This is a genomic window from Streptomyces albidicamelliae (assembly GCF_025642175.1).
In the GTDB taxonomy this organism is placed as follows: domain Bacteria; phylum Actinomycetota; class Actinomycetes; order Streptomycetales; family Streptomycetaceae; genus Streptomyces; species Streptomyces albidocamelliae.
This window is the reverse complement of the sequence record NZ_CP106795.1, coordinates 7,688,239-7,713,758: the sequence shown is the minus strand read 5'-3', so window position 1 is coordinate 7,713,758 and position 25,520 is coordinate 7,688,239. Positions and strand designations below refer to the sequence as shown.

Annotated in this window: 5 protein-coding genes; all 5 read right to left on the bottom strand. The window is 75.5% G+C overall.

The genetic code is table 11. The features are described from left to right. Nucleotides 1–18 precede the first annotated feature (18 nt). From N8I86_RS34840 to N8I86_RS34820, 5 genes are read right to left on the bottom strand one after another with little or no spacing between them, the layout of a single operon-like run. Nucleotides 19–1,266, bottom strand: coding sequence for a hydroxymethylglutaryl-CoA synthase family protein (locus N8I86_RS34840; RefSeq protein WP_263279630.1), 1,248 nt, complete (start codon nt 1,264–1,266; stop codon nt 19–21). After that, nucleotides 1,263–5,036 carry an alpha/beta fold hydrolase gene (locus N8I86_RS34835; RefSeq protein WP_263279629.1) on the bottom strand — a complete coding sequence of 1,258 codons (3,774 nt, stop codon included), beginning with the start codon at nt 5,034–5,036 and terminating at the stop codon, nt 1,263–1,265. The genes N8I86_RS34840 and N8I86_RS34835 overlap by 4 nt, the downstream gene beginning before the upstream one ends. Then, complete coding sequence (locus N8I86_RS34830; protein WP_263279628.1) at nt 5,033–23,515, bottom strand: SDR family NAD(P)-dependent oxidoreductase; 18,483 nt, start codon at nt 23,513–23,515, stop codon at nt 5,033–5,035. The genes N8I86_RS34835 and N8I86_RS34830 overlap by 4 nt, the downstream gene beginning before the upstream one ends. After that, a complete protein-coding gene (locus N8I86_RS34825) occupies nt 23,512–25,140 on the bottom strand; it encodes an AMP-binding protein (RefSeq protein WP_263279627.1) in 1,629 nt (542 codons plus the stop codon). Before N8I86_RS34825 ends, N8I86_RS34830 begins: the two co-directional genes overlap by 4 nt. Continuing rightward, nucleotides 25,137–25,391 (bottom strand): acyl carrier protein, encoded by a 255-nt coding sequence (locus tag N8I86_RS34820; RefSeq protein WP_263279626.1) that lies wholly within the window; start codon nt 25,389–25,391, stop codon nt 25,137–25,139. The genes N8I86_RS34825 and N8I86_RS34820 overlap by 4 nt, the downstream gene beginning before the upstream one ends. Nucleotides 25,392–25,520 lie beyond the last annotated feature (129 nt).

Sequence of the window (25,520 nt, the reverse complement as noted above, 5' to 3'; positions counted from 1 at the left end):
GGTGGTACCTCCGGTTCGTCAGATCCATGCGTAGCGGCGGTGGTAGTCGCGTACGCCGGTGAGGGCGAGCAGCTCGGGGCGGTCGCCGGCCCGCCGCAGCAGTGCGTCGTACCGGCCGGGGTCGATGTCGCGGTGGGGTTCCGGCCGCAGGCAGGCGGTGTTCTCCGGGAGCAGCGCCGCGTACTCCTCGAAGTCGAGGTCGGCGCGGGCCCGCAGCCGCGCCCCGATGCGTGCCTCGGCGACGGCGGCGGCCGACTCGGGTCCGGCGACGCCGCTGAAGAACTCCGAGGAGCAGCCGGAGCCGTAGGAGAAGAGCCCGACGCGGGCGGGCCCGTCGAGCCGGGCGTGGTCCAGCAGGCTGGCCAGAGCGAGGTAGAGGGAGCCGGAGAACAGGTTGCCGGTCTGGCCGGGGTGGACCAGCGACGGGGCGACCCGGCGTTCGAAGTCCTCGGTGACGGCGGCCGCCGGGCTGCGGTACAGCTCGCGCATGAGGCGCCGGTGCGCCGCCCTGACCATGCCGGAGAACGGGGTGTGCAGGGCGAGCAGGTCGAACGTCGTGGCGAAGTCGGCGCCCTCCACCCGGGACCGGTAGTCGGCGAAACTGCGGGAGAAGCACTCCAGGTAGGCCATCAGCGACCGGTCGGCGTCGGCGATGTCGAGGTCGGGCCGGGGCCGGGCGGAGTCCAGGGTCTCGAAGCTGTGCACGCCGAACGCGCCCAGGTCGGCGGCGAGGACACGGGGGCGGTCGCCGACGAGCAGGGCCACCGCGCCGGTCCCGGTGACCGGTTCGGCGTACTGGGCGCGGGCGTCGGCGAGGGACATGTCGGTGGAGACGATGAGCACCTTGGCCCCGGGCGAGAGCCCCGCGGCGAGGTAGCCGACGGCCAGCTGGAGCGCCGCCGTCGCGGCGTAGCAGGCCTGCTTCATCTCCAGCAGCCGGCAGGTGGGCGGCAGGCCGAGGTGCTCGTGCACGTACGAGGCGACCGACTTGCTGTGGTCGAGCCCGGACTCGGTGGTGGTGACGAGCAGTTCGATCCGGTCGCGGTCGGCCGGGGCGAGCCGTCGGAGCAGCGGCCGGGCCGCGTTGACGGCGTGGGTGACCGGGTCCTCGAAGGGCAGTGCCACGGACCGGCGGTCGGAGGCGACGTTGTCGAAGCGGCGCGCGTCGAGGCCGCGGCCGTCGAAGACCGCCCGGGCGCTGATGGCCGCGCTGCCGGCGTACACGTCGAGGGCCTCGATGCCGAACCTCGCGGCCGTCCCGCTCATCGGTCCTCCCCCGTGCTGCCCGGTGCGGCGGAGTCCGGCGCGGAGGTGCCGGAGGTGCCGGAGGTGTCGGAGGTGCCGGAGGTGTCGGACGGGTCGAGGGACGTGAGGAAGGCGAGCAGGGCGGTGGTCACCCCGTCGGGGTCGGTCACGGTCGGGAAGTGCCCGGCCCGCGGCAGTTCGTGGTACCGGGCGTCGGGGATCGCGCCGTGCATGAGGTGCGAGGTCTTGCGCGGGACGACGGCGTCGACCGCGCCGGCCACCACGAGGGTGGGTACGGCGATGTCACCGAGCCGGCCGAGCAGATCGGGCTGCTGCGCGAACACGTCCAGGTAACGCAGGCCGATGTGCGGAGCCATGCTCTCGCACCGCAGCAGCCGGGCCGTGACCTCCGCGCGCCGCCGGCCGACGTCCGCCGCACCGGCCGCGACGACCCGGTCCAGGTCCTCGGCGACGAGGTCCTCCAGGCGGTTCACCTCGCCGGCGCGGTTGGCGTACTTGTACGAGCTGCACACGAGGGCCAGGGACGCGGCCCGCTCCGGGTGGGCGAGGACGAAGCTCTGGGCGAGGAGTCCGCCGAAGGAGGTGCCGACCACGTGCACGGGACGGGTCAGCCCCAGGCGGTCCAGCACCGTGACGTACAGGTCGGCGATGCCGGGCAGGGAGATGTCGTCCGCGCTGGTGGTGGCGCCGACGCCGGGGTGGTGCACGACGAGCACGCGGTACCGGTCGCACAGGCCCGCCACCTGGTCGGCGAAGACGCCGGCCCCCATGTTGAACGGGGGCAGCAGCAGTACGGTCGGACCGCTGCCGCAGTCGAAGACCTCGACCGCGCCGCCACCCGACGGCAGCAGGTGCCGCCGTGCCCCGGGGGCGCGTTCGCGCAGGACGGTGAAGTTCTCGGACGCCGGGAGCGGGGAGCCGGGCTCCTCCTCCAGTGCCCGGCGGATGTCCGCGGGCAGGGCGTCCGTCGGATGGTAGGCGCGGAGCGCCGAGGGGCCGGCCGCGCCGGGGACCTCGGTGAGGTCCGCCACGGGTGCCGGGTCGGCGACGAGTTCCGCGAGCCGGTCGGCGGCGCCCTCCAGCGCCTTGCGCTCCATGCCCAGGGGCACGGCGAGCCGGATCAGGTGCCGCTCCGGCGGTTCCGATCCGTCGGTGAGCCGGACACCCGGGGCGAGGTGCGGGCCTCCGCGTACCCCGGTGGCCGCGTAGATCCAGGACAGGTAGGAGGCCACGGGGTGCCGCAGGGGGGTGCCGGGCGCGGCCTTGTCCACGTCGAGCAGCACGCAGTGGGCGGTGGGTCCGGGCACCAGCGGCACCCCGCCCAGCTCGAGGCGCTGTCGGAACGCGGCCACGTCGGCCACCCTGCGGGTCACGAGACGCTCCGTGGACTCCTGGTGCAGCAGTGCGGCGGACAGCACCCGGCGTGCGGACAGTCCCGGTTCCCGGCCGCGCTCCAGCATCCGTTCCGTCAGCCGCTCGGCGAGGCGCTCGTCGGTGGTGGCGACGAGACCGCCGCCGTCGACGCCGAAGTCCTTCGACAGACTGAACGTCACGGCCTGCGCGAGGCCCAGCATGTCCTCGGCGACCTGCCACAGGTCCTGGGCCGGCCGTCCGGAGGCCGCCGTCACCAGCAGCGCGTTGTCGAGCAGCCGGGTGGCGTCGAGCACGAGCGGCACCCCCCGGGCACGCGTCCGCCGTGCGACCGCGCGCAGGTTGTCCAGCGACAGCGGGGCGCCGCCGTGGGCGTTCGTCGCGGTCTCCACCAGGACGAAGGACACGCCGTCGGCGTACCGGTCGAGGGCCTTGTCCAGCGCGTCCAGGTCGAGGTCGGCCGCGTAGGGCCCCGCACCGGCGACCGGCAGCGCCACGGACGGGTCGAAGCCCTGCTCCACCAGCGTGCCCAGCCAGGTGGGGAACGCCGAGTTGTGCAGGACGCGGCCGCGGGGCCCGGGCCAGGCGCGGCACAGCCGTTCCTCGGCGGCACGGCCGGACGCGGCGAAGAAGCGGTGGGCGAACGGCAGCCAGGGCAGCTCCGGCGGCCGCTCGCCCGTGAGCCCGGCCTCGTCGGCGAGGTCTGCGAGCGCCCGCGTCCGTTCCCGCTGCCAGGGGTCCGCGCGGTCCGCCCACGAGTCGGTGACGAGGTCGAGTTCCACCTCGACGTGCGGGATCAGGACGGGGTTGTGACCGTGGGCGGCGAGCCGGGCCAGACGGGGGCCGCGATCGGGGGCGGAGTGCGGCTCGTGGGCGCGGGACACGGGCTCGACGCCGTCCCCGGACGTACGCCGGCCGACGTCGCCGCGAGGCCGGTCGTCGCCCTCGGCGGTGACGGTGACGGTGGCGGTGACGGCGGCGGGCGTCGGGTCGGCGGCGGGTGCCGCGGGGTCGACAGGGGGTGCCGCGGGGTCGACAGCGCGTGCAGCAGGGTCGACCGCGCGTGCCGCGGGATCGGCGGCGGGTGCCGCGGGGTCGGCGATCAGCAGGATGACGTCGCTGACCTCGGAGGCGTCCTCGCCCTCGGGCTGCACCAGGTACAACGTCCGGTTCTCCGGGCGGAACTTGTTCTTGAACTGGTAGTTCCCGCCGCCGAAGATCCCGGCGTCACGGAGCTCGGCCAGCGCGCGCACGGCCCGCTCGGAGGCGTTGGGCGACGTACCCATCTCACCACCGAAGCTGGCACCGAAACTGAACACCTCGCAGCCCTCGTCGCGCAGGCGCTCCAGGATCCGGACGAGGGCGAACTCCAGCCCGCCCAGCGGCATGGCGTCGGGATAGAACTCGACGTCGAGCAGATGACCGTTCTCGGACGGGATCCGGGTGATCACGACGGCGTTCACCAGTACGTCGTCCAGGTACGTCAGGAAGACCCGGTGCCGCTGGTCGAGCCGGCCGCCCGCCAGCTCGTCGCGCACGCGCCGTACGTACGGGTTGACCATCTGCTTGGTGGCCGCCCAGCCGTCCACGAGGCGGGCCAGTTCGGCGTCCACGGCCGCATCGTCGCCGCTGCGGTACTCGTCCGTACGGCAGGCACCGGCCTTCTCGAAGCGTTTGACCATGTAGCGCAACCGGCTCATGCGGCCGCCGGAGAGTGTGAACGCGCCGAGGTTTTCGATGCGCTGCAACGCGCCGAAGGGGGTGGCGGTCACGGGCGCGCCGTCCACCTCGTCCAGCCGTACCAGCGACAGCAGGTTGGGGCGCAGGCCGTGCTGCCGGGCGTGGCGGAAGTACTCCCCGGCCAGTTCCGCGAAGTGCTCCTCGGGGCCGGTGTAGTTCCACACGAGCATGGCGCCGCCCTGCCGCGAGAGCGCGAAGAAGCCGCGGCGTTCGGCACCGACGAAGAGGTGGGGCGCGATGTCTCGGCCGCCGAGCCCGCTCTCCTTACCGTGCCGCTCCTCCAGTTCCGCGAGCACCGGGGCGAGTTCGGGGTCGGCGGCGGCCTCGGTGCGCGTCAGCGTCCGGGCCCGCGCCGCGGTGCCGGGTTCGGCAGTGGTGCCGACCGCCTGGGCCGGGTCGGCGGCGGCACCGGCCTGCGGGGCGGGCGGCCGGACACGGGCCACGGCCGCCTCTCCGTGGGTCTCGCACAGGGAGCCGGCCAGGGACTCCAGCGTGGGCCGGTCGAACAGCAGGGCCTTGGGCAGGGCACCGAGCCCGGACTCCAGGGCGCTGACGGCGCGGAGCATGTCGAAGGAGGTGAAGCCGTTCGCCTCGAAGGTGACCTCCGGGTCGAAGGGGCGCCCGAGGACGCCTTCGAGCAGTCCCCGCAGGGCCCTCACGGCGTCCTCGCGGCCGGCGGGCGCCTGCGCGCCGGGGGCGGGGGCGCGGGCGCGGGGGTGTCGTCGCCGCCCGGGGTGGCCGCTCCCGGTTCGGCAGCGGGTGCGGCCGCCGGTGCCGGCGAGGGCGGGATCTCGCGCGGCGCCGGTCGCGGCGCGGCGACCGCGGACGACCGGACGTGCGCGGCCAGCGCGGCGATGGTGTCGTGCTCGTAGAGGTCGGCTCCCTGGAGGTCCAGGCCGTGCAGGTCGTTCAGGGCGCGTGCCACGTCCATGCGGAAGATGGAGTCCAGCCCGAGGTCGCCGAACGGCGTGTCGTCCCCGAGGTCGTCGGCGGAGAGGCCGAGGACGTCGGCGACGAGGCCGCGTACCGTGCCGCGCACCTCGGCGTCCGGGAGGTGCCGGGCCGCTGGTTCGGGCGCCGGGGGCGCGTCCCCGTCACGCGGGGCGGCCGTCGGTCCGCCGGCGGCCGATGCGGCGGCAGCGGCAGCGGTGGGGCCTCGCCCGTCGGCGGAACCGCGGTCGGCCGGTCCGGGGGCCGGGGTGTCCGTCCGGGCCGGTACGGCCTGTTCCGGGGACGCGGCCGGCACGGGCGCCGCGGCCAGGGGCTGGAGCCTGATCCTGGGACGGGGGGCGGGGGCCGGTGGCGGTGCCGTGCCGGCCTCCGGTGCCGGCGCGGCGACGGGTGCGGTGCTCGATGCCTGGGGGACGTGCGACAAGGGGTTCTCCGTCCTCGCTTGCCCGGTGCCGGTACCGGGCGGGTCGCCGAACCAGTGGCGGCGCGGCCGGAACACGGCCCGCGGCACCGACCGGGTGTGTCCGTCCGGCCGGTGGGCGTCGTCGGGCGGTGTCCAGGCCTCCAGCACCACATGGGCGTTGGTGCCGCCGAACCCGAACGAACTCACCCCGGCCCGCCACGTGACGCGTCCGTGCTCGTCCTTCGCCCCCTCCCAGGGAGCGGTCGCGGTGCCGATGCGGAACGGCGTGCCGTCCAGTTTCAGGAAGGGGTTCGGCTCCCGCAGGTGCAGGTGGGCGGGCAGGGTGCGGTGTGTCATGCACAGCAGCACCTTGAGCAGGCCGGCGATCCCCGCCGCGGCCTCCAGGTGCCCGATGTTGGTCTTCACCGATCCGAGCGTGATGTGCGGTTCGCTCGGCACGGGTTCGCCCGCGTCGGCGTACAGGCGGCTGAAGGCGTCCTTCAGGCCCTCGGCCTCGATCGGGTCGCCGAGCCGGGTCCCGGTGCCGTGTGTCTCGACGTAGGTGACGGTGCCGGGGGCGATGCCCGCGGCCCGGTGGGCACGGACGACGACGTCGGCCTGGGCGCGCGGATTGGGCGCGGTCAGGGAGGGTGACCGGCCGCAGTGGTTGACGGCGCTGCCCCGGACGACGGCCAGCACGCGGTCGCCGTCCGCCTCGGCCCGGTCGAGCGGCTTGAGCAGGACCGCGCCGACGCCCTCGCCCCGCACGTATCCGTCGGCGTCCTTGTCGAAGGTGCGGCAGCGTCCGGCGGGGCTGAGCATCCCGGACCGGTCGAAGACCCGGAAGAGGCCGGGGCTCAGGGCGAGGCTGACACCGCCCGCGACGGCCTCGTCGCACTCGCCGGAGGCCACGGCGCCGACCGCCCGGTGCAGGGCGACCAGCGAACTGGAGCAGGCGGTGTCGACGGTCTCGCTCGGGCCCCGCAGGTCGAGCAGATGGGAGATCCGGTTGGCGACCAGCGACCGCGCCACCCCGGTGGCCATGTGCGCCTCGTTCGGCGCGCCGGAACGGGCGATCAGCTCGCCGTAGTCCGAGGTGGCGACGCCCACGAACACCCCCGTCGAGGTGCCGGCCAGGTCCTCCGGGCGGTATCCGGCGTCCTCGAAGGTGCGCCAGACCGTCTCCAGGAAGAGCCGGTGCTGCGGGTCCATGAGGCGTGCCTCGGTCGGCGAGATCCGGAAGAAGGCCGCGTCGAAGTCGGCCACGTCCGCGAGGAATCCGCCGCGGAGTTCCGCGGTGGCGGGGTCGGCCAGCAGGTCGGTGCGGTCCGGCGGTACGGGTCCGACGAGGTCGTCGCCGGCGGCCAGGTGCCGCCAGAACGTGTCGAGGTCCGGCGACCCCGGCAGTCGTCCCGCCATGCCGATGACGGCGACGTCCCGGCGGCGGGCGGGGCCCTCGGTGGCGAACCCGGGCCGGGTGTGCGGGGAGGGCGCCACGTCGGAGGTGTCCCCGGCGGGCCGCGGTGTGAAGGCGGTGTCCCCGGCGGGCCGCGGTGCGACGGCGGAGTCCCCGGCGGGCCGCGGTGCGACGGCGGAGTCCCCGGCGGGCCGCGGTACGGCGGCGCTGTCCTGCACGGGTGCGGAGCCGTCGGTGTTCTCGGCCGGCCGGGGCTCCGGGGCGGTCGTGGACGTCGTCGGCACGGGCGTCACCGACACCGGCGTCGCCGCCACGGTCGCCGGTCCGTGGGCGGCGCGTACCGCGGCCGGGTGTGCGCGGCTCAGGTAGGAGGCCACGTCGCCCAGCGTGGGGTGCTCGAACAGGACGGTCGGCAGCAGTTCGAGCCCGTACCGCTCGTTGATCCGTACGATGAGTTCGCTCAGCGAGAGCGAGTCGAAACCGAGGTCCATCAACTCGGCCCCGGTGTCGACCTCGTCCGCGTCGACCATCAGGAACTCCGCGCCGAACAGCCGAAGCTGCCGCCGCACCGACTCGGTCCCCTCGTGGGTGTACGGCTCCTGCGGGTCCGGGGCAGGCCGCGCCGCGTCCAGGGGTTCGATGTGCGTGTCGGTGTGCGTCTCCTTCTCGGACTCTGCCGCCGCGGCGGTCGCCGTCCGCTCCACCGGGAGGAGCCTCGGCTCCGTTCCGGCAAGTGCGGTCCGGAAGACGGCGAGACCCGTGTCGGTGCGCAGCGGGACCATCGACCACAGCTGGGCGAACAGCCGGCGGGTGGCGTCGTCGACGTCCATGCCGCCGTCCTCCCACAGGGGCCAGCCGATGGCGACGGTGCGGCCGGAACGCTCGCCCAGGTCCCGCAGCCGCTCCCGCGACTCGGCGAAGTCCAGCTGGAAGGCGTTGGCGTAGGCGTAGTCGCTCTGCCCCAGGTTGCCGGTCTCCCCCACGAGCGAGGCGCACAGCACGTAGAAGTCGAGGTCCTCGTCCCGCGTCGCCTGGTCGAGCAGCACCGTGCCGGTCACCTTGGGACCGAGTACCTCGGCCGCCTCGTCGGCGGTCTTCAGGACCGCGCGCGCGTCCCGGTGCACGCCCGCCGCGTGCACGATGCCGTTCAGGGTGCCGTAGCGGGTGCGGATGTCGGCCAGCAGGCCGGTGACGTCCTCGGCGGAGGCGAGGTCGGTCTGCCGGTACCAGACCGTGCTCCCGCCGCGCCACAGCTCCGCCGTGCGCCGCTCGATGTCCGTGTCGAGCGGGGTGCGCCCGGCGAGCACGAGGTTGACCGGGGCCTCGTCGGCGAGGAAGCCGCCCAGGATCCGGCCCAGGGCACCCGCGCCGCCCGTGACGAGGTAGGTGCCACCCGGCCGGATCGGCAGGGGCGCGTCCGGCGCCGCCTGGGGTGCCGGCCGGTCGGTCAACCGCCGTACGCGGCACAGGCCGTCGCGGTCGACGGCGAGTTCGGTGACGCCGGTGGTCGCCCGGGCGAGTTCGTCGGCGATGACGGCCGCGAACCGGGCCGCCGCCGTGTCGCCGTCCGGCCGGGCCGTCTCGTCGTACGTGTCGAAGGCGATTCTTACCCCGGCGCAGCCGCTGTGCTCCAGCGCGAGGGACTTCAGCAGGCCGCCGGTGGCCGAGAACTGCGGCTGCCGCCAGGCGGGCCCGTGCGCGACGGCGGTGCGCAGCCGCACCCGGCGGTCCCGGGCGAGCAGGGCAGCGGCCGCCCACAGCAGCGGGTACGGTCCGGCGTCCAGGTCGTCGCCGAGGGTGCCCGGCCGTGGCGGCCCGGCGTCCGGCGGGCAGGCAAGGACGACGGCGTCGGGCAACCGGTCCCGCTCGGCGAGGAGTTCGGCGAGCCGGCGCAGGTCGGCCGGGGCGCTGTGCGACGGGAGGACGACGGAGTCTCCCTCCAGCGCACAACGGTCACCGGGACGCGTCGTCAGGCAGTCGCTGCCCCTGCGGGCGAGCTCCGCGGCGACGGCGCGGCGCACCGGGGATTCGGGGCCGAGCAGCAGGACGCGGCGGGGTGTGTCGGCCGTCCCGGGCACGTCCGCGGACCGCGGTGCGAGCACGGGCGCCAGACGGTACACGGTGGTGCCGCCGGGTTGCGGGTGCCCGCCCGGCCCGTCGCCGGACGAGGCGTGCGCCCCGGGGCGCTGTTCTCCCACGGCCCCGTCGTGCGGGAGTTCCGCAGCCTGGCCGGGAGTGCCCAGGGTGGGGTCGGTGACGCCCGTGTCCAGCCAGTGCCGGGTCCGGTCGAAGGGGTACGTCGGGTAGGTCACCCGGCGTGCCGCGCGCCCCGCCCAGAGCGCGGTCCAGTCGACGTCGTCCCCGCTCGTCCAGCGCGCGCCGAGCCGGGCGAGGGCCGCCGCGGGGTCCGTACCGGCGGTGCCGTCCGTCGCGCGGGCGTCCCGCAGCAGGGCGGAGTCGGGGCCGTGCCGCCGGCTGCCCGCGCCGGGGACCGCCCGGCCGACGGTGATGCCGGGAACCTCGGCCCGGCCCGTGTCGGCGTAGGACCGCAGCAGGGTGGCGAGCCGGGCCGTGTCGGCGCAGACGACCGCGAGCCGCTCCGGGAAGTGACGGCGGCCGGTCTGGCTGGTCCGGGCGAGCGACGCGAGGGCGGTTCCGGCGCCGGACGGTGAGTCCAGATGGTCCGCCACCCGGCCCGCGTAGACCCGGAGCCGTTCGGCGGAACGCGCCGACAGCAGGAACAGGTGCGGTCCGGGTTCGGCCGGGGAGGGGTCGTCGGGCCCGCGGTACTCCTCCACGACGAGATGGGTGTTGGCACCGCCCGCGCCGAAGGAGCTGACGCCGGCCCGGCGGGGGCCGCCGTCCGGTGGGGCCGGCCAGTCGGTGAGCGTACGCACCGGTTCCAGCGCCGATCCGGCGAAGTCGATCTTCGGGTTGAGGTCGTCGAGGCCGACGCAGGGCGCGAGCTGCCGGTGCCGCAGCTGGAGCAGCAGCTTGGTCAGGCCGGCGATGCCCGCGGCGCCCTCCAGATGCCCGATGTTGGACTTCACGGACCCGACCGCGCAGGTACGCGGCCGGTCCGGGCCGCCGAGCGCCCTGCCGAGCGCGGCGATCTCGATCGGGTCGCCCAGCGAGGTGCCGGTGCCGTGGCACTCGACGTACGACACCGTCCCGGGCGGCACCGCGCAGTTGTCCAGGACCCGACGGACCAGTTCGGCCTGGGCGTTGGGGTTGGGCACGGTGTAACCACCTGTCTTACCGCCCGCGTTCATCGCGCCGCCCTTGATCACCGCCCAGATCCGGTCCCCGTCCGCGACGGCCCGGTCCAGCGGTTTGAGCAGGACGGCGCCCACGCCCTCACCGGGCACGAACCCGTCGGCCCCGGCGTCGAACACCTTGCACCTGTCGTCGGCCGACAGCATGTTCAGGGCGCTCAGGGAGACGTGGTGCGCCGGGTGCAGGATCAGGTTCACCCCGCCGGCGACGGCGGTACGGCACTCTCCGCGCCGCAGGCTCTCGCAGGCGAGGTGGACGGCGGTCAGCGAGGAGGAGCACGCGCTGTCCACGGCGAGGCTCGGGCCGTGGAAGTCGAAGAAGTACGACACCCGGTTGGCCACCGACCAGTGGGCCGAGTGCGCGCCGGACAGCCTGCCCCGGGGCCAGCCGGTGGCGGCGAGCTGACCGTAGGTGCCGTACATGACGCCCACGAAGACTCCGGTGTCCGCCTCATGGGTCTCCGGACCGAGCCGGCCGTTCTCCTCCAGGAGGTTCCAGGCCGTCTCCAGGAACAGCCGCTCCTGCGGGTCGATGTGGGCGGCGTCCCGGCCGAGGATGCCGAAGAACGCCGGGTCGAACAGGTCGATGCCGTCGAGGAACGCCCCCCAGCGGCTGTACGAGCGCTGCGGGGTGCCCCGCCGGGCGTCGAAGGTGGGCCGCCAGTCCCAGCGTTCGGCCGGCACCTCCCTGAACGAGGCGGTGCCGGCGGCCAGGTTGCGCCAGAACCCGTCCACGTCGTCCGCGCCCGGATAGCGGCCGCTCACGCCGATGACGGCGATGTCGGACGCGGCGGGCCGGCTGGGCGGGGCCTCCGGGGCGGCGGTAACCGTCCGGGGGCGTACGTCCGCGTCCGTCTCCGTGTCCGCGTCCGCCTGCGCGTCCTCGTCCGTATCCGTCTCCGTCTCCGTCTCCGTCCGCTGCGGCGGGGTCTCCGCGGCCGGTGCGGTGTCGCTCAGCAACGCGTCGAGGGCCGCGCCGTGTTCGGTGGCGAAGTGGTCGGCCAGCTGGGCGATCGTCAGCTTCTCGAACAGCAGCGTCGCGGGCAGTTCCCCGAAATCCTCCTCGAAGCGGCCGATGATGCGCAGGCTGACCAGCGAGTCGACGCCGTAGTTCTCGAAGGTGACCTCGTCGGCCAGGGAGGCGGGGTCGAACTTCAGCACCTCGGCGAAGACACCGCGCACATAGCCGCGGACCCGCGCGTCGTCGGGCGCGGACGCCGTGCCACGCGCCGGGTCCTGTGCGGAGGCGGCGGCGACGAACACGCACTGTTCGAGGTCTTCGGCCGGGGTACCGGGCACGCCCAGAGTCCTGAGGGGCCCGAACCCGCACGCCGTCAGCTCCCGGTGCCACTGGGCGGGCCCCAGCAGCGGTGCGTGCGGCAGCCGGTGCTCCGCGTCCTCGAAGGCCCACCAGCCGGGCGTCAGCCCGAAGGTGAGCGTGAGGAAGTCGGAGGCCCGGGTCACCTCGTTGATCAGCAGGCTGCCACCGGGGGCCACGAGTTCGCGTACGTGCCGCAGGGTGCGCCCGATGTCCGCCGTCGCGTGCAGCACATTGGTGGCGAGGACCAGGTCGTAGCTGCGGGGGGTGAAACCCTGGGCGGCGGGGGGCCGTTCGACGTCCAGCGTACGGCAGTGCAGATACGGGCGTCCCGGTCCGAACTCCCGCTCACCGTGGGCGAGGAAGACGGGCGAGACGTCCGTGTAGTCGTAGGAGACCGGCAGTTCTCCGCGGGCCGCACCGGGTTCGCCGAGTGCCTCGTCGAGCGCGTCGAGGACGAAGGCGGTGCCCGCTCCCGTGCCCGCGCCGATCTCGAGGATCCGCAGCGGGTGTCCGGCGGAGGCAGCGGCCCGGTGGCGGCGCAGCGCCGCCACGGTCTCCGCCGCCATGAGCCGGTGGTAGTGGTCGGACAGCGGCTGGCCCCGGTAGACCGCTTCGACCGGTTCCACGGAGCCGCCGGGGAAGAGGACGTCCGTGGGCGGGCGGGTGCCGTCGAGGACGTCGGGCAGCGCCGCGACACAGCGCTCCAGCAGCGTCACGTGCGGCCGCATCGCCGGATGGCGGGCGACGAGGGCCTCGGCCGGGTCCGGGCCGTCGGCGCCGGTGGGTGCGGTCCTGCGCAGGATGTCCGTCACCGCGTCGAGCAGACGACGGCCCGCGCTGCCCTCGAGGTGCCCACCGGCCCGTCGCCCGGGCCGCGAGGTATCCGGATCCCCGGTCGAGATCGCCGTGTTGCGCCGCAGCAGGACGGCGGCGACTCGCTCCAGGCCCGCGAAGGCGTCGCGGGCGTCCTGGAGGGAGCCCGGGTCCTGGAGGGAGTCCGGGTCCTGGAGGGAGTCCGGGACGGCATCGGCCCGGCGGGCACAGTCCTCGGCGACCGCATCGGCCCGGCGGGCGCGGTCGTCGGGGGCCGGCGTCGGTTCGGAGCCTGCCGGTACGGCGCCCAGCAGGGCCAGGCCGCTCGGTGTGCCCTTGACGACGACGGCCTGTCCGAGGCCGGCCCCGAGCACGTCCGCCAGAGCGGCGAGGCCTTCGGCGGCTTCGAGGGAGCCGATGCCGAGCGCGGCGAACCGTTCGACGTGGCGCTGCTTCGCGACCGCGCCGACACTCCCCCAGAAGCCCCAGTTGATCACGGTGACGGGGAAGCACGCGTGCTCGCGCAGGTGTGCGGCGTAGGCGTCCTCGAAGGTGCTGGCCGCCGCGTAGTTGGCCTGGCCCGGTGCGTCGGCGAAGGAGATCGCCGAGGAGAAGCAGACCAGGAAGCCGGGCGGGTCCTCGCGGAGCGCTTCGGCGAGCGCCCGGAGACCGGCCGTCTTGGGTGCCAGGACGTCGAGGAAGGTGTCCTCGTCCATGCCGGCGAGCGTCCGGTCGCGCAGGACGAGCGCGCTGTGGAAGACGCCGTCGATCCCGCCCGCCCAGGTGCGCGCCTCCGCGACGACGCGGCGCGCCTGCGCCGGGTCCGCGATGTCGCCGCGCAGGTACACGGCCTCCCCGCCGAGTGCGGACAGCTCCGCCAGCAGGGCGCGGACGGTGTCGTCGAGGGGACGGCGGCCGACCAGGGCGAGACGCGCGTGGTGGGTTCGGGCCAGGTGGCGGGCGAGCACCGTACCGATGCCGCCCGCGCCACCGGCCACGAGGTAGGCGCCGCCCTCGCGGAACGGGCCGTCAGCCCCGTCGGGCCGGCCGGCCGGCGCCGGTACGAGCACGCGGACCATACGGCGTCCGCCGCGCACGACGACGAGGGGTTCCGTACAGGGTTCGGCGATCAGCAGCCCGGCGAGTTCCGCCGCCGAGGACGCCTCCGGAGGCAGGTCTACGCAGCCGGCCCGCCACTTGGGGTACTCGGCGGCGGCCGAACGTGTCAGGCCCAGCAGGCCCGCGCTGTGCGGCTGGACGGGACCTGCCCCGTCCGTCGCCACCGCTCCCGACAGCACCACCTTGAGGGTGAGGCCGCGGCTTCCCACGCCACGGGCGAGCAGCGCCTTCAGCAGCCGGAACAGGCCGAGCGTGGCCGGATCGGGCCCGTCGGCGGGCACGGGGTCCGCGGGGTCGTGCGTCGCGAGCCAGTACACGGTGTCGGGCAACGCGCCCAGGGAGTCGGGGAACTCCGGTTCGCCGACGGTTTCCAGGGGGACGGTGGTCACGGCGGACGCGGGGTTCTCCGTGCGGGTTCCGGCGCGGTCGAGGGCCGCGGCCAGGGCGGCGGCCAGGGATCGGGCCCGGGCGGTGTGGAACACCCAGGTCGTCCCGTGCGCCGGGCTTCCCGCCGGCTCCGGGACGACCGGAGGGGCGTCCCTCAGGTGCGGGACGTGGACCACCGTCCGCGGAACCACCGTCTCCCGGCCCGCCGACGAGGACTCCGACGATCGTGTCTCCTGCGCGCGCGCAGCCGGTGCGGCACCGGCGCCGGCCCCCGGCAGCTGCCGTAGGGCCACCCCTAGGAGACGCACACAGACCCGCCCTTCGGAGTCCGTCACCCGTACGGTGAACCCGGAGCCGTCCGGTGCCGCGTGCGCGTACCCCGCCCTCGGGACCGGGCCGCACACCTCCAGCGCCCGCATCGCGAAGGGCACCAGCGGGTCGCCGTCGTCACCGGCGGTCAGGACGGTGAGCGTCTGCAGGGCCGCGTCGAGGACGGCCGGATCGAGCGGCCAGGACGAGTCGTCTCCCACCGCCGCCGCCGGGGCACGCAACAGGCCGAGTGCCTCGCCGTCACCGGCCCACACTCCCTCCAGCGCCCGGTAGGCGGGTCCGTAGGCGAGGCCCCCGGCGGCGAAGTCCGCGTACAGCTCGTTCCCGGGGCGCCAGGACGGGCAGCGCCGGCGCACCGCGTCGGGGTCGAGCCGGTCGGTCACCGTTCCGTCGCCGGTCAGCGTCTCGAAGCGGCCACGGGCGTACGGCAGTCGGTCACCGTCGGCCGTCAGGACCTCGAAGCCGGCCGCGCCCCCCGGCCGGTCCGTGGTCGTCACGCGGACCTCGCGGCGGGCGGTCACCTCCAGCGGGCGCAGCCACTGGATCTGGGAGAGCCGGACGGGCCCGGTGATGCCGTGCCGTGCGGCGGCTCGCACGGCGAGGGACAGACTCGCGACACCAGGGAGCACCGCCTTGCCGGCCAGCCGGTGGTCGGCGACCACACGGTCCCGCGGATCCAGCGTCTGCCGTACCGTGCCGTCCTCGTCCGCCGCCGCTTCGGCCTCCACCGACGAGGGCGGTGTGCCCTCTACGGGCCGGAGCCCGGCCGCCCAGTGCCGGTCGCGGGCGAACGGGTAGGTGGGCAGCGGCACCCGGCGGGCGCCGTCCGGGTACCGGACCGCCCGGCCGAGGTCGAGGGGCCCGCCGCGTACGAAGGTCTCGGCGAGTGGTCGCAGAGGCTCCCCTGGACCGGCCTCCGCGCCGAGGTGGACGTAGGGGAACTCGGGTCGTTCGGCCGCCGTGCGCAGCGCGCGGACCAGTTCGCCGCGGCCCTGTACGACGAACGCGGCGCGCAGCGGGAAGTGGGTGCGGCCGGTGGCCAGCGTGAAGGCGACGTCGGCGAGTTCGGGAACCGGGCCGTGCGTGGTGTCGAGGGCGTCGGCGAGCCGGTGCAGGCTCTGTCGCAGTGCCTCGGGGGTCCGTGCGGACACCGGCACGAGGTGGGCCCGGGCGGCGGCATCGCTGGTACGGCGGCGCGGCCCGGGGGCCGGTGCCTCGGCGACGACGGCGTGTGCGTTCGTGCCGCTGAAGCCGAAGCTGCTGAGCGCGGCGACCCGGACCCCCGCGGGGCCGGGCCGCCACTCGTCGGTGCGGGCGAGCACCCGGAAGGGGCCCCGATCGAAGTCGATCTCGGGGTTGGACTCGCGGTAGTGCGGCGAGGGCGGCAGTTGCCGGTGCCGCAAGGCCAGCAGCACCTTGAGCAGCCCGGCGACACCGGCGGCCATCGTGGTGTGGCCGATGTTGGCCTTCACCGAACCCAGTGCCGTCCGGCCCGCGGGACCGCCGTCGGCGGTGCGGAAGGCGTCCTGGAGCGCCTTCACCTCGATCGGGTCGCCGAGCGGCGTCCCCGTGCCATGGGCCTCGACGTACCCGATGTCCTCGGGAGCGACGCCGGCCGCGCGGTGCACCCGGCGGATCAGTTCGGTCTGCGCGGCGGCGCTGGGCGCGGTCATGCCGTTCGTCCTGCCGTCGCCGTTGACGCCGGTGGCCTTGATGACGCCGTGGATGTGGTCGCCGTCCGCGAGGGCCCGCGCGAGCGGCTTGAGGACGACCACGCCGACGCCCTCGCCGAGCACGATGCCGTCGGCGCGCGCGTCGAAGGGTGCGCTCGTCCCGGTCGGGGACAGCATGCCTGCGTTGCTGCACCTGATGTGCACCCTGGGGGTGAGCATCAGGGCCACGCCGCCCGCGAGCGCTGTCTCGCACTCGCCTCGGCGCAGGCTCTCACAGGCCAGGTGGACGGCCGTCAGTGACGAGGAGCAGGCCGTGTCGACCGCCAGGGTGGGACCCGTCAGGTCGAGGAAGTACGCGATGCGCGCGGCCAGGACGGAGGGGGCGGAGCCGAGGAACGCGTGGCTGGTGTCGGACTGCCCGGCCGCCGCGAGGACTTCGTCGTAGTCACCGGTCCCGCATCCCACGAACACCCCGCAGTCGCGGCTGCCGCGCTCGTCGGCCCGGCCGGTGGCGCCCGATCCGTACCCGGCGTCCTCCAGCGCTTTCCACGCCTCTTCGAGGAAGAGCCGCTGCTGCGGCTCCATGGCCTCCGCCTCCAGGGGCGACAGCCGGAAGAACGCAGGGTCGAACTCGTCGACGCCGCGCAGCAGGGCGGCCCATTTGCTGTCGGTGCGGTCGGTCATCGACCGGTCGGGGTGGTACCAGCGGCCGGTGTCCCAGCGTTCCGCCGGCACCTCGGCGATCTCGCTGCGGCCGGCCGACAGGTTCTCCCAGAAGGCGTCCAGATCGTCGGCGCCGGGAAAGCGGCCCGCCATGCCGATGACGGCGATGTCCGCGGCGCCTACGGGAGCGCCCTGGCCGGCGTGATCCGTGAGCGGTGAGGGGTGCGGCGCGGGTTCGGGCTCGCCCTCCGGTTCGTCGTCGCCCCGTGCGGCCGGTGCCGCGGCCGGTGCGCGGCGGGGCACCGGACGGAGGGTCACCATGCCGGAGGCCGCGGCGGACACCGCCGGTGCCGTGCCCGCGCCGCCCGGCACGGTCGTGTGCGAAGGGGCCGGCGGGTGGGGCTGCGCACCGGTCCTCGCCGGGGTGCCTCCGGTACCGGAGCCGCCGTGGTCGCGTGCCCCGTCCTCCGCACCGGTTCCGGCCGCCGGGCCGGAGTCGGCCTCGGCCGGTGCGGGCTCGGGGCGACGGGATCCGGCGGACGGTTCGGGGGCGAGGGCGGCGCGGTGCAGGGCCGTGGCCCGGCTGCGGGCGGCCGACAGGGCGGCCGTCATCGCGGGCACCGTCGGGTGGTCGTACACCGCGACGGCCTCCAGACCCGCGCCGTGGCGCTCGTTGAGGTCGCGGACCACCTCGACGGCGCCGATCGAGTCGAGTCCCATCTCGGCGAAGGTACGCTCGTCGTCGATCTCCTCGGGGCGCAGATAGAGCACCTGGGCGAGGGAGGCGACGACGTCCGCCCGCAGGTCCGCCGCGGAGGGCCCAGCGGGTTCCGGGTCGGGGCCGGGCCCGTCGGCGGTACGGTCGTCCGCCTTTCGTACGACGGGTGGCGGGGGTGCCTCAGCCGTCCGGGCGGCCTCGGTCGGGAGGCCCGTCCGGGTCCCGGTGTCGGCCGTACCCGTGGGCTGGGGACCGGCCGTCGGCCGCTCCTCGTCACCCCTCCCGGTGTTCCGGAACGCCTCCACGCGGGCGAAGTGGCCCCGGACCCGGTCGCGTGCCTCGGTGCCGAGCACCTCCTCGTGCATCCGGACCTCCCGCCCGACCACGTCGTCCAGCCGGGCGAGGACGCGGCCGGCCAGCTCCTGCTTGAGGCGGCGCACGGCACCCTGCGGCTGCGCCGCCAGGGAGCGGGCGCGGTCCAGCGCGGCCGGCAGGACCTCGCGGCGCGGCAGGACCGTCACCATGGCGCCGTGACGGCGCAGTTCGGCCCCGGTCAGGGACCTGCCCGTGAGCATCATCTCGTCGGCGAGGGCGGAGCCGAACCGGCGTTCGAGGACGTAGGTGGCGCCCATGCCCGGGGTGAAGCCGTAGGTGACAAAGTTCGCGCTGTAGACGCTCTCCTCGGCCATGAGGACGACGTCGGCGTACAGCCCGAAGGCCAGGCCGCCGCCGGAGGCGTGTCCCTCGATGGCGGCGACCACGGGCCGGTCGCAGCGCAGCAGTCCCTCGTACACGAACGGCTGGTCGGTGAAGCGCCCGTCGCCGCCGGCGAGTGTGGCCAGGGCCTCGGAGGTGCCGCCCATGCTGAACACGCCGTCCGAGCCGGTGACGACCACGGCCTTGATGTCCGGCCGCGCGGCCACGGTGTCGAAGGCGGACCGCAGTTCCCGCAGCAGCCGCTCGGTGAACATGGGCGACGCCATGCGGATCAGGCCGATCCCGCCGTCCAGGACGACGAGTTCGGCTCCGCCGTCCCGGTCGGACGGGGTCCGTGCGGGCGGGGTGGCGGCTTCCGCGGGCGGGCGGGAGGGGCCGGCCGCCGTGCCGGTGGGCGCGGCGGCCGTGGCATCGGCGGTGGCGGGTACGACGTCTCCGGCGCGCTCGCCGGTGGATCCGGTCCAGCCGCCGGGCCAGCACCGCTCCTCCCGGAAGGGGTACCCCGGCAGGGGGATCCGGCGGGGAGTAGCGCCTTCGTCCGTGCCCGGCTCGGTCCAGTCGGCCCCGGTCTCCCCGGCGACCCACCGGCGTGCCCATTCCTCCAGCGCGGCCCCCTGTCCCGGGAACACGTCCTGCGTCCGGGACGGCACGGTCGTCCGGTCGTCCGTACGCGCGGTGTCCGCGGAAACGGTTCCCCGGTACTCGCCGGGGCCGGGTTCGGCCCCCTTCACCAGGCGCTCCAGGGCCGCGCGGAGCCGGGGCAGGCCGTCGGCGACCGCCGCGAACCGGACGGGCATGGCCGTACGGCCCACCCGCAGGGTGTGGGCGAGGTCGTCGGTCCTCGGCAGCCCGTCCCCGGTGCCGGCCCGCGCCTCCAAGGCGGTCCAGACGCGGGCGGCCTCGTCGAGCGTGACGCCCGGGTGGACGGCGGCCACGAGGTCCGCCGCCGTCGGCGCGCCGGGTCCGACGTGGTCCGCGAGGTCGCGGGCCAGGTGCAGGAGGGCGGCGGGGTCGAAGCCGAGGTCCTCGAAGGTCTCACCGCCGCCGAGCGAGGCCTCCGGCACGGCGAGGCGCCGGGCGGCCAGTGCTCGTACCAGGGCGTCGGAGGTGAGGGGTGCGGGCCGGGCGGCGGCCCGCTCGCCGTCGGGGGCGAGGAAGTCGAGCAGGGCGGACGCGCGCTCGCGCAGGGCTTCGTCGTCCTTGGCGGACAGGACGAACAGCCGCGGTCCGCGGGGCGCGGGCCTGGCCGGGAGTTCGGGGGGCTCCTCCAGCACCAGGTGGGCGTTGGAGCCGCCCGCGCCGAAGGCGCTCAGACCGGCGAGCCGGCGGGCGCCGGCCGGGCGGGGCCAGGGCGCGGCGGTGCGCTGCAAGGCGAGCCGGCCGTCGCCGAAGTCGAGGTGGGGGTTGAGCGTGTCGGCGTGCAGGGAGGGAGCCAGCGCGCCGTGGCGGAACTGGAGCAGGACCTTGGTGAGTCCGGCGATGCCGGCGGCGCTCTCCAGATGGCCGATGTTGGTCTTCACCGAGCCGATCGCCACGTGCTCGGGGCCCGGCTCGAAGGCGGCCAGGGCCGTGCGCAGGCCCTCCAGTTCGATGGGGTCGCCGAGGGCGGTGCCGGTGCCGTGCGCCTCGACGTAGCCGAGGGCGCGTACGTCGGCGCCGGCGTCGCGGACGGCGGCGGCGACGAGCTCGGCCTGCGCGGTGGGGCTGGGCACGGTGAAGCCACTGGTGCGTCCGCTGTGGTTGAGGCGGGCGGACCGGATGACCGCGTGGATGTGGTCACCGTCGGCGAGCGCGCGGTCCAGGGGTTTGAGCAGGACGGCCCCGACGCCTTCGCCCGGCACGTAGCCGGTGCCGCCCTCGCCGAAGGCACGGCACCTGCCGTCCTGGGACAGCCAGCGCCCGCGGGCCAGCTGGAGGTACTTCTGGGGGTGCGGCATCAGGTTGACGCCGCCGGCCAGGGCGAGCGTGCTCTCGCCGCGGCGCAGGCTCTCCACGGCGAGCTGCACGGCGGTCAGCGAGGAGGAGCACGCGGTGTCGACGGCGAGGCTGGGGCCGCGCAGGTCGAAGGCGTAGGAGACGCGGTTGGCGACCGAGGAGTGGAGGGCGACCGGTGCCGCCCCCTCGTCGGGGTCCTCGACGAACTGGAAGTGGTTCCACATCACCCCGGCGAAGACGCCGACCTGTTCGCCCGCGAGAGCGTGCGGCGGGTGTCCGGCGTCCTCGAGGGTCTGCCAGGCGATCGTCAGGAACAGCCGCTCCTGGGGGTCCATGCGTTCGGCCTCGCGCCGGGAGATGCCGAAGAACAGCGGGTCGAAGCGGTCCATGCCGGCGAGGAAGCCGCCCCAGCGGCCGTAGGTACGGCCGGGGCGGCCGACCTCGGGGTCGTAGATCGCGTCGTGGTCCCAGCGGTCGGGCGGCACTTCGGTGACGCAGTCGCGGCCCGCCGCGAGGTTGGCCCAGAAGGTCTCCAGGTCGGGTGCCTGCGGGTAGCGTCCGGCGACGCCGATGACGGCCACGGGCCCGGCCGACCGCCGCTCGCGGGCCCCCGTCGTCGTCACGGCCCGGTGCGGGGTGGCGGGTTCGACGGGGACGGGCTCGTCCAGCGGGGCGAACAGACCGGAGGTGAGCGGGCCTGGAGTCCCGCCGTCCTGGGTCGACAGGGCTCGCGGGTCGGCGTGGACGGCGACCAGCCGGGCGGGGCCGGCGGGTTGGGCCAGGCACTGGTCCAGCAGGCGCAGCGCGGCCGCGGTGGGCAGGGGCCGCAGCCCGGCGCTCGCCGCGCGGGCGAGTGCGGTCGTGTCGGCGCGCATGCCTCCGTCGGACCAGTAGGGCCAGGCCAGGGAGAGGGTACGGCCGGTGCGGGACGGGTCCGCGGCGCGCCGTTCGGCGAACGCGTCGAGGAAGGAGTTGGCGTAACCGTAGGCGCACTGACCGGTGTTGGGCAGGACGGCGGACAGGGAGGAGAACAGCACGAACAACGCGGGGTCGTCGACGGCGGTGGCGCGGTCGAGGTGCAGGGTGCCGGCCAGTTTCGGGGCGAGGACGGCACGGGTGTCGGCGGCGTCCTTGCGGAAGTGGAGCGCGTCGTCGGTGCGGCCGGCGCAGTGGAGGACCGCGTCGATACGGCCGAACAGCTCGCGGCAGCGGGCCGCCGCGGCCGCGGCGCCCTCCGCGCGGGCGATGTCGGCCTGGAAGTGGTGTGCCTCGCCGCCGAGCGCCGCGCAGCGGTCGAGCAGGTCCGACACCGCGGGGTCGAGCGGCCGGCGCCCGCACAGCAGGAGCCGTGCGCCGTAGGTGCCGGCCAGGTGTTCGGCGAGCAGCGAGCCGATGCCTCCGGTGCCGCCGGTGATCAGGCAGACGGCTCCCCGGGGCAGGCCGGGGGCCGTGGCGCCGTCGAGGGTGTGCGGGGTGAGGCGGCGCACCTCGCGCGCGCCGTCGGGTCCGTGCCGGTACCGGGTCTCGCTGTCCTCGGTGGGGTCGGCCGCCTCCGCCAGGAGGATGCCGGCCAGGTCGTCGGCGTCCGGGGTGCCGACGACGAGGGTGCTCCGGCAGTGCAGGGCGGGGTTCTCCGCGCTGATGCCCCGGGCCAGGGCGGCGATCGCGGTGTGCTGGGGTGCCGCTTCCTCGTGGCGAGCGCTGTGGAGGAAGCGGAGCCGGCGGGTGCCGTCGGCCGTCCTGCTCGCCAGCGCCGCGGCCAGGGCCCAGACGACGTCGTAGCCGTCTTCGGTGTCGGCGGCGGGGCCGGAGGCCGGGTCGGGGCGGACGGCCAGCACCGTCGGGGCGGTGCCCTCGGCGGCGAGTTCGTCCAGCAGGCGGGTGAGGTCGGCACGGCTGCCGGTCGGCAGCCGCCAGGAGTCGGGTCCGGTCCGCTCGTAGGTGTCGGCCGGCTGCGCGTGGACCGTGCGGCGGGCGGGCCCGGTGCGGCGGCGCAGCGCCGCCGGCAGGGCCGGATCGGAGGTGACGACGAGCAGGTCGGCGGGTGTGTCCGGGGAGGGGGCCGCCTGGGCGGGGCGCGGGACCCAGACGGGGCGGTGGACGGACGGCGTGGCGTCGCCCGTGCCGTTCGCCGGGTCCGTCGGCGAGGTCGCCGGTGACGCCGGTCGCGGTGCTGCGGCGGGGGCGGCCGGTGCCGCGGCTCCGGGAGCGCCGTCGGGCAGCGTGAGCGTGTGCCGCCGGGCCAGGTGCCGGGCGACGGAGGTGACGTCGGTGTGCTCGAAGAGCAGGGTCGGGTAGAGCCGGCCGTCGACGACCTGCTCCAGTCCCGTGCTCAGCGCGAGCAGGGCCACGGAGTCGAGTCCGAGTTCGTAGAAGCCGCGGTGCGGATCGACGGCTTCGGGGTCGCGGCCCAGCAGCCGGCCGATGAGCGTACGGAGGTGGTCCGCGAGCCGGCGCTCGGTGTCGTCGCCCGCCGTGGCGACCGCCCGGGCGACGGCCGCGGTGGCCGCCTGCGCGGGTGCCGGCGGTGCGGTCGCCGCGGGGGTGTCGAGGAGCCGGGTGATGAGTCCGGCGTGCCGTACCCGCTTGCAGCTGAGCTTGGTGAACCTGGCGACGAACCGGCCCTGTTCGTCGTGGATCAGGCAGTCGTTGTGCATGACGTCACCGGACGGGGCGAGCGTCTCCGGCGCGGGCACGTGCACCCAGCAGGGCCCCGCCACGGCGCGTGGGGCCCGGAACTCCTCGATGTAGACGGGGATGAACGGGTCGGGTCCGGGCGGCGGCCGGTGGCCGAAGGCGACCAGGGTGGCGGCGTCCAGTTTCGCCGGGTGAAGGTGGAAGGCGCTCTCCTGCTCGCGGGAGCCCGGGTCGAGTTCGAGGCGGGCCAGCAGCCCGCCCGTGTCGAGGAGGTGGAGACCGCCGAAGCCCATCATGGGCGGGCCGTGCTCGATGTCCTCGGCGCGTGCCTGCCGGTACAGCTCGGCCATGTCCCGGGTCCGCTCGGAGCGGGTGAGGAGGGCGCGCGGGTCGATCGGCGGGGGCGGCGGCTCGTCGGTGAACTCCAGGCGGGCGGAGAAGTGCGGGCGCCAGTCGGCACCCCCGGGCGCGGCGGCCGTGTCCGCGCCCGGTGCGACGACCGCGCCGGCCGCCTCGACGCGGCGCGCGCCGGTGGTGTCCGGGGCGTCGATCGTGACCCGTACGGCGAGGTCGCGTCCCGGAGCGGTGGCGATCGGCTCGGCGAAGAGCACGTCCCGCAGCACCGCGCGTGCGGTGTCCACCCGCTGGGCGCGCAGGATCCGGTACACGATGTCGAGGAAGGTCGCGCCGGGCATCACCGACACCCCGTGGATGCGGTGGTTGCGCATGATGAAGTCGTCGTGCGGCAGCGAGAGGTGACACTCGATCGGGTCGTTCACGGCTTGGTCTCCCCCTCGTGTCCGAGCCGGCCGGCGGCGTCCTCGCGCAGCCGCGACCGGTCCGTCTTTCCGTGGGCGTTCACTGGTGCGTCGGGCAGCCACCACAGGTGGCGGGGCAGCATGTAGGGCGGCAGGCGTTCGGCCAGCCGCTCGGCGAGCGCGGCCGTGTCGGGCTCGGTGTCGCCGAGCAGGTAGGCGACGAGCCGGGTGCCGCCGGGGGCGTCCAGGGCGAACGCGACGGCGTCTCCTCCCGAGGCGTCGCGCAGGGCGGCCTCCACCTCGCCGACCTCCACGCGATAGCCGTTGATCTTCACCTGGGCGTCCTTGCGGCCGAGGTGGACCCAGCCGTGCGCGGTGGCGCGCACCTGGTCGCCGGTGCGGTACCAGCGGCGGCCGTCGCGGTGCAGGAAGCGGTCCTCGTCCTGCCGCGGGTCGAGGTAGCCACGGAACATCTGCGGGCCGGTCATGACCAGTTCGCCGGTGTCCTCGGCGGGCCGGCCGTCGGGGGCCAGCAGCATCGCCTCCATGCCGTCGTTCGGGTGGCCGATGGGCACGGTCGCGCCGTACTGCGGGCCGGACAGGTCCTGGCCGGGGTCCCAGCGGAACGCCGTGCAGGCGATGGTCAGTTCGGTGGGTCCGTAGATGTTGTCGAGGACGCCGCCGGGCGCGGCCCGCTGCCAGTACCGGGCGGTGTCCACGAGGAGCGGCTCGCCGGCGAACACCGACTGGCGCAGGCCGGTGAGGCTGCCCGGGGCGAGGCGGTCGGCGCGCTGGAGGCTGCGCGCGAGGCTGGGGGTGCTGTGCCAGACGGTCAGTCCGTAGCGCGGGACCCAGCGTGCCGGGTCGAGCGCCTGGAGGCGGGACAGCACGCACACACAGGCGCCGCCGGCCCAGGCGGGGAAGATGTCGCACATCGCCAGGTCGAAGGTGGTCTCGTGGACCTGGCTGAACCGGTCGTCCGGGCGGACGCCGTAGCGGGGCAGCGACGTGGCGAGGAACGCGGAGACGTTCGCGTGGCTGACGGGTACGCCCTTCGGGGTGCCCGTCGAGCCGGAGGTGAACAGGATGTAGGCGAGGTCGTCCGGGGTGCCCGCGGGGGCCTGCCGGCCGGTCGCCGGGGTGGGTTCCGTCAGTTCGTCGGCCGTGAGGACCCGGGCGCCGCCGACGGCGGTGGCCAGTTTGGCGGGCAGGGCCGCGCGGCCGGTGCGCGGGGCCAGTACGGCGTGCACCGGCGCGGACTCCACCAGCCGGGCCAGGGAGCCCGCCGCGTCCGGCTCGGCGACGACGGCGCCGCAGCCCGCGGCGCGCAGGACGGCGGCGTTGCGGGCCGGCGGGTTCTCCGGGTTCAGCGGTACGGCCGGGGCTCCGGCGTACAGGGCGGCGAGCAGGCCGATGTACGCCTCGGGTGTCTTCGAGGCGAGGACGGCGACCGGGGCGCCGGGTTCGCCCACGGTGGCGATGGCGGCGGCCCACGTCCGTGCCGTGCCGTCGACCTCGGTGTAGGTCCAGCTCCGGTCGAGGATGCGCAACGCCGGGCCGTGCGGGTTGCGGGACAGGCCGTCGGCGAACCAGTCGTGGAGCATCCTCGCGCCGTGCGGCCGTACGACCGCCGCGTCGGCCGTCACCGGTCCGCCAGGCAGCCGCTGACGACCCGCCAGAGGTCGCCGGCCGTGGCGAAGGTGGCGGGTACGAGGGCGCCTTCGGGGAACTCGATGCCGTAGGCGTCCTCCAGCCGGGCGGAGAGGCCGACCATGCCGAGGGAGTCCAGGCCGTGCGCGGGCAACGGGACGTCGGCGCGCAGCGGAGCGGTCGGGGGGTAGTCGGTGAGCGCGGCCCTGACCAGCTTCTCGTAGGTGTCGTCCCAGTTCGTCGCCACGGTGCGCCTCGTCCTTCTCGTCGTCGCCGGGGTTGGTGCCGGGGTGCCGGGTGAGCCGTATCGGTGTGCACGCGTCGGACGGTTCCGGGTGGGGCGTCGCGGAATGGGCGTGCGGGCCCGGAGAGATAA

Bases quoted from the DNA above. Each gene is read 5' to 3' on its own strand.
- N8I86_RS34840 (WP_263279630.1), bottom strand. From the start codon at position 1,266: ATGAGCGGGACGGCCGCGAGGTTCGGCATCGAGGCCCTCGACGTGTAC.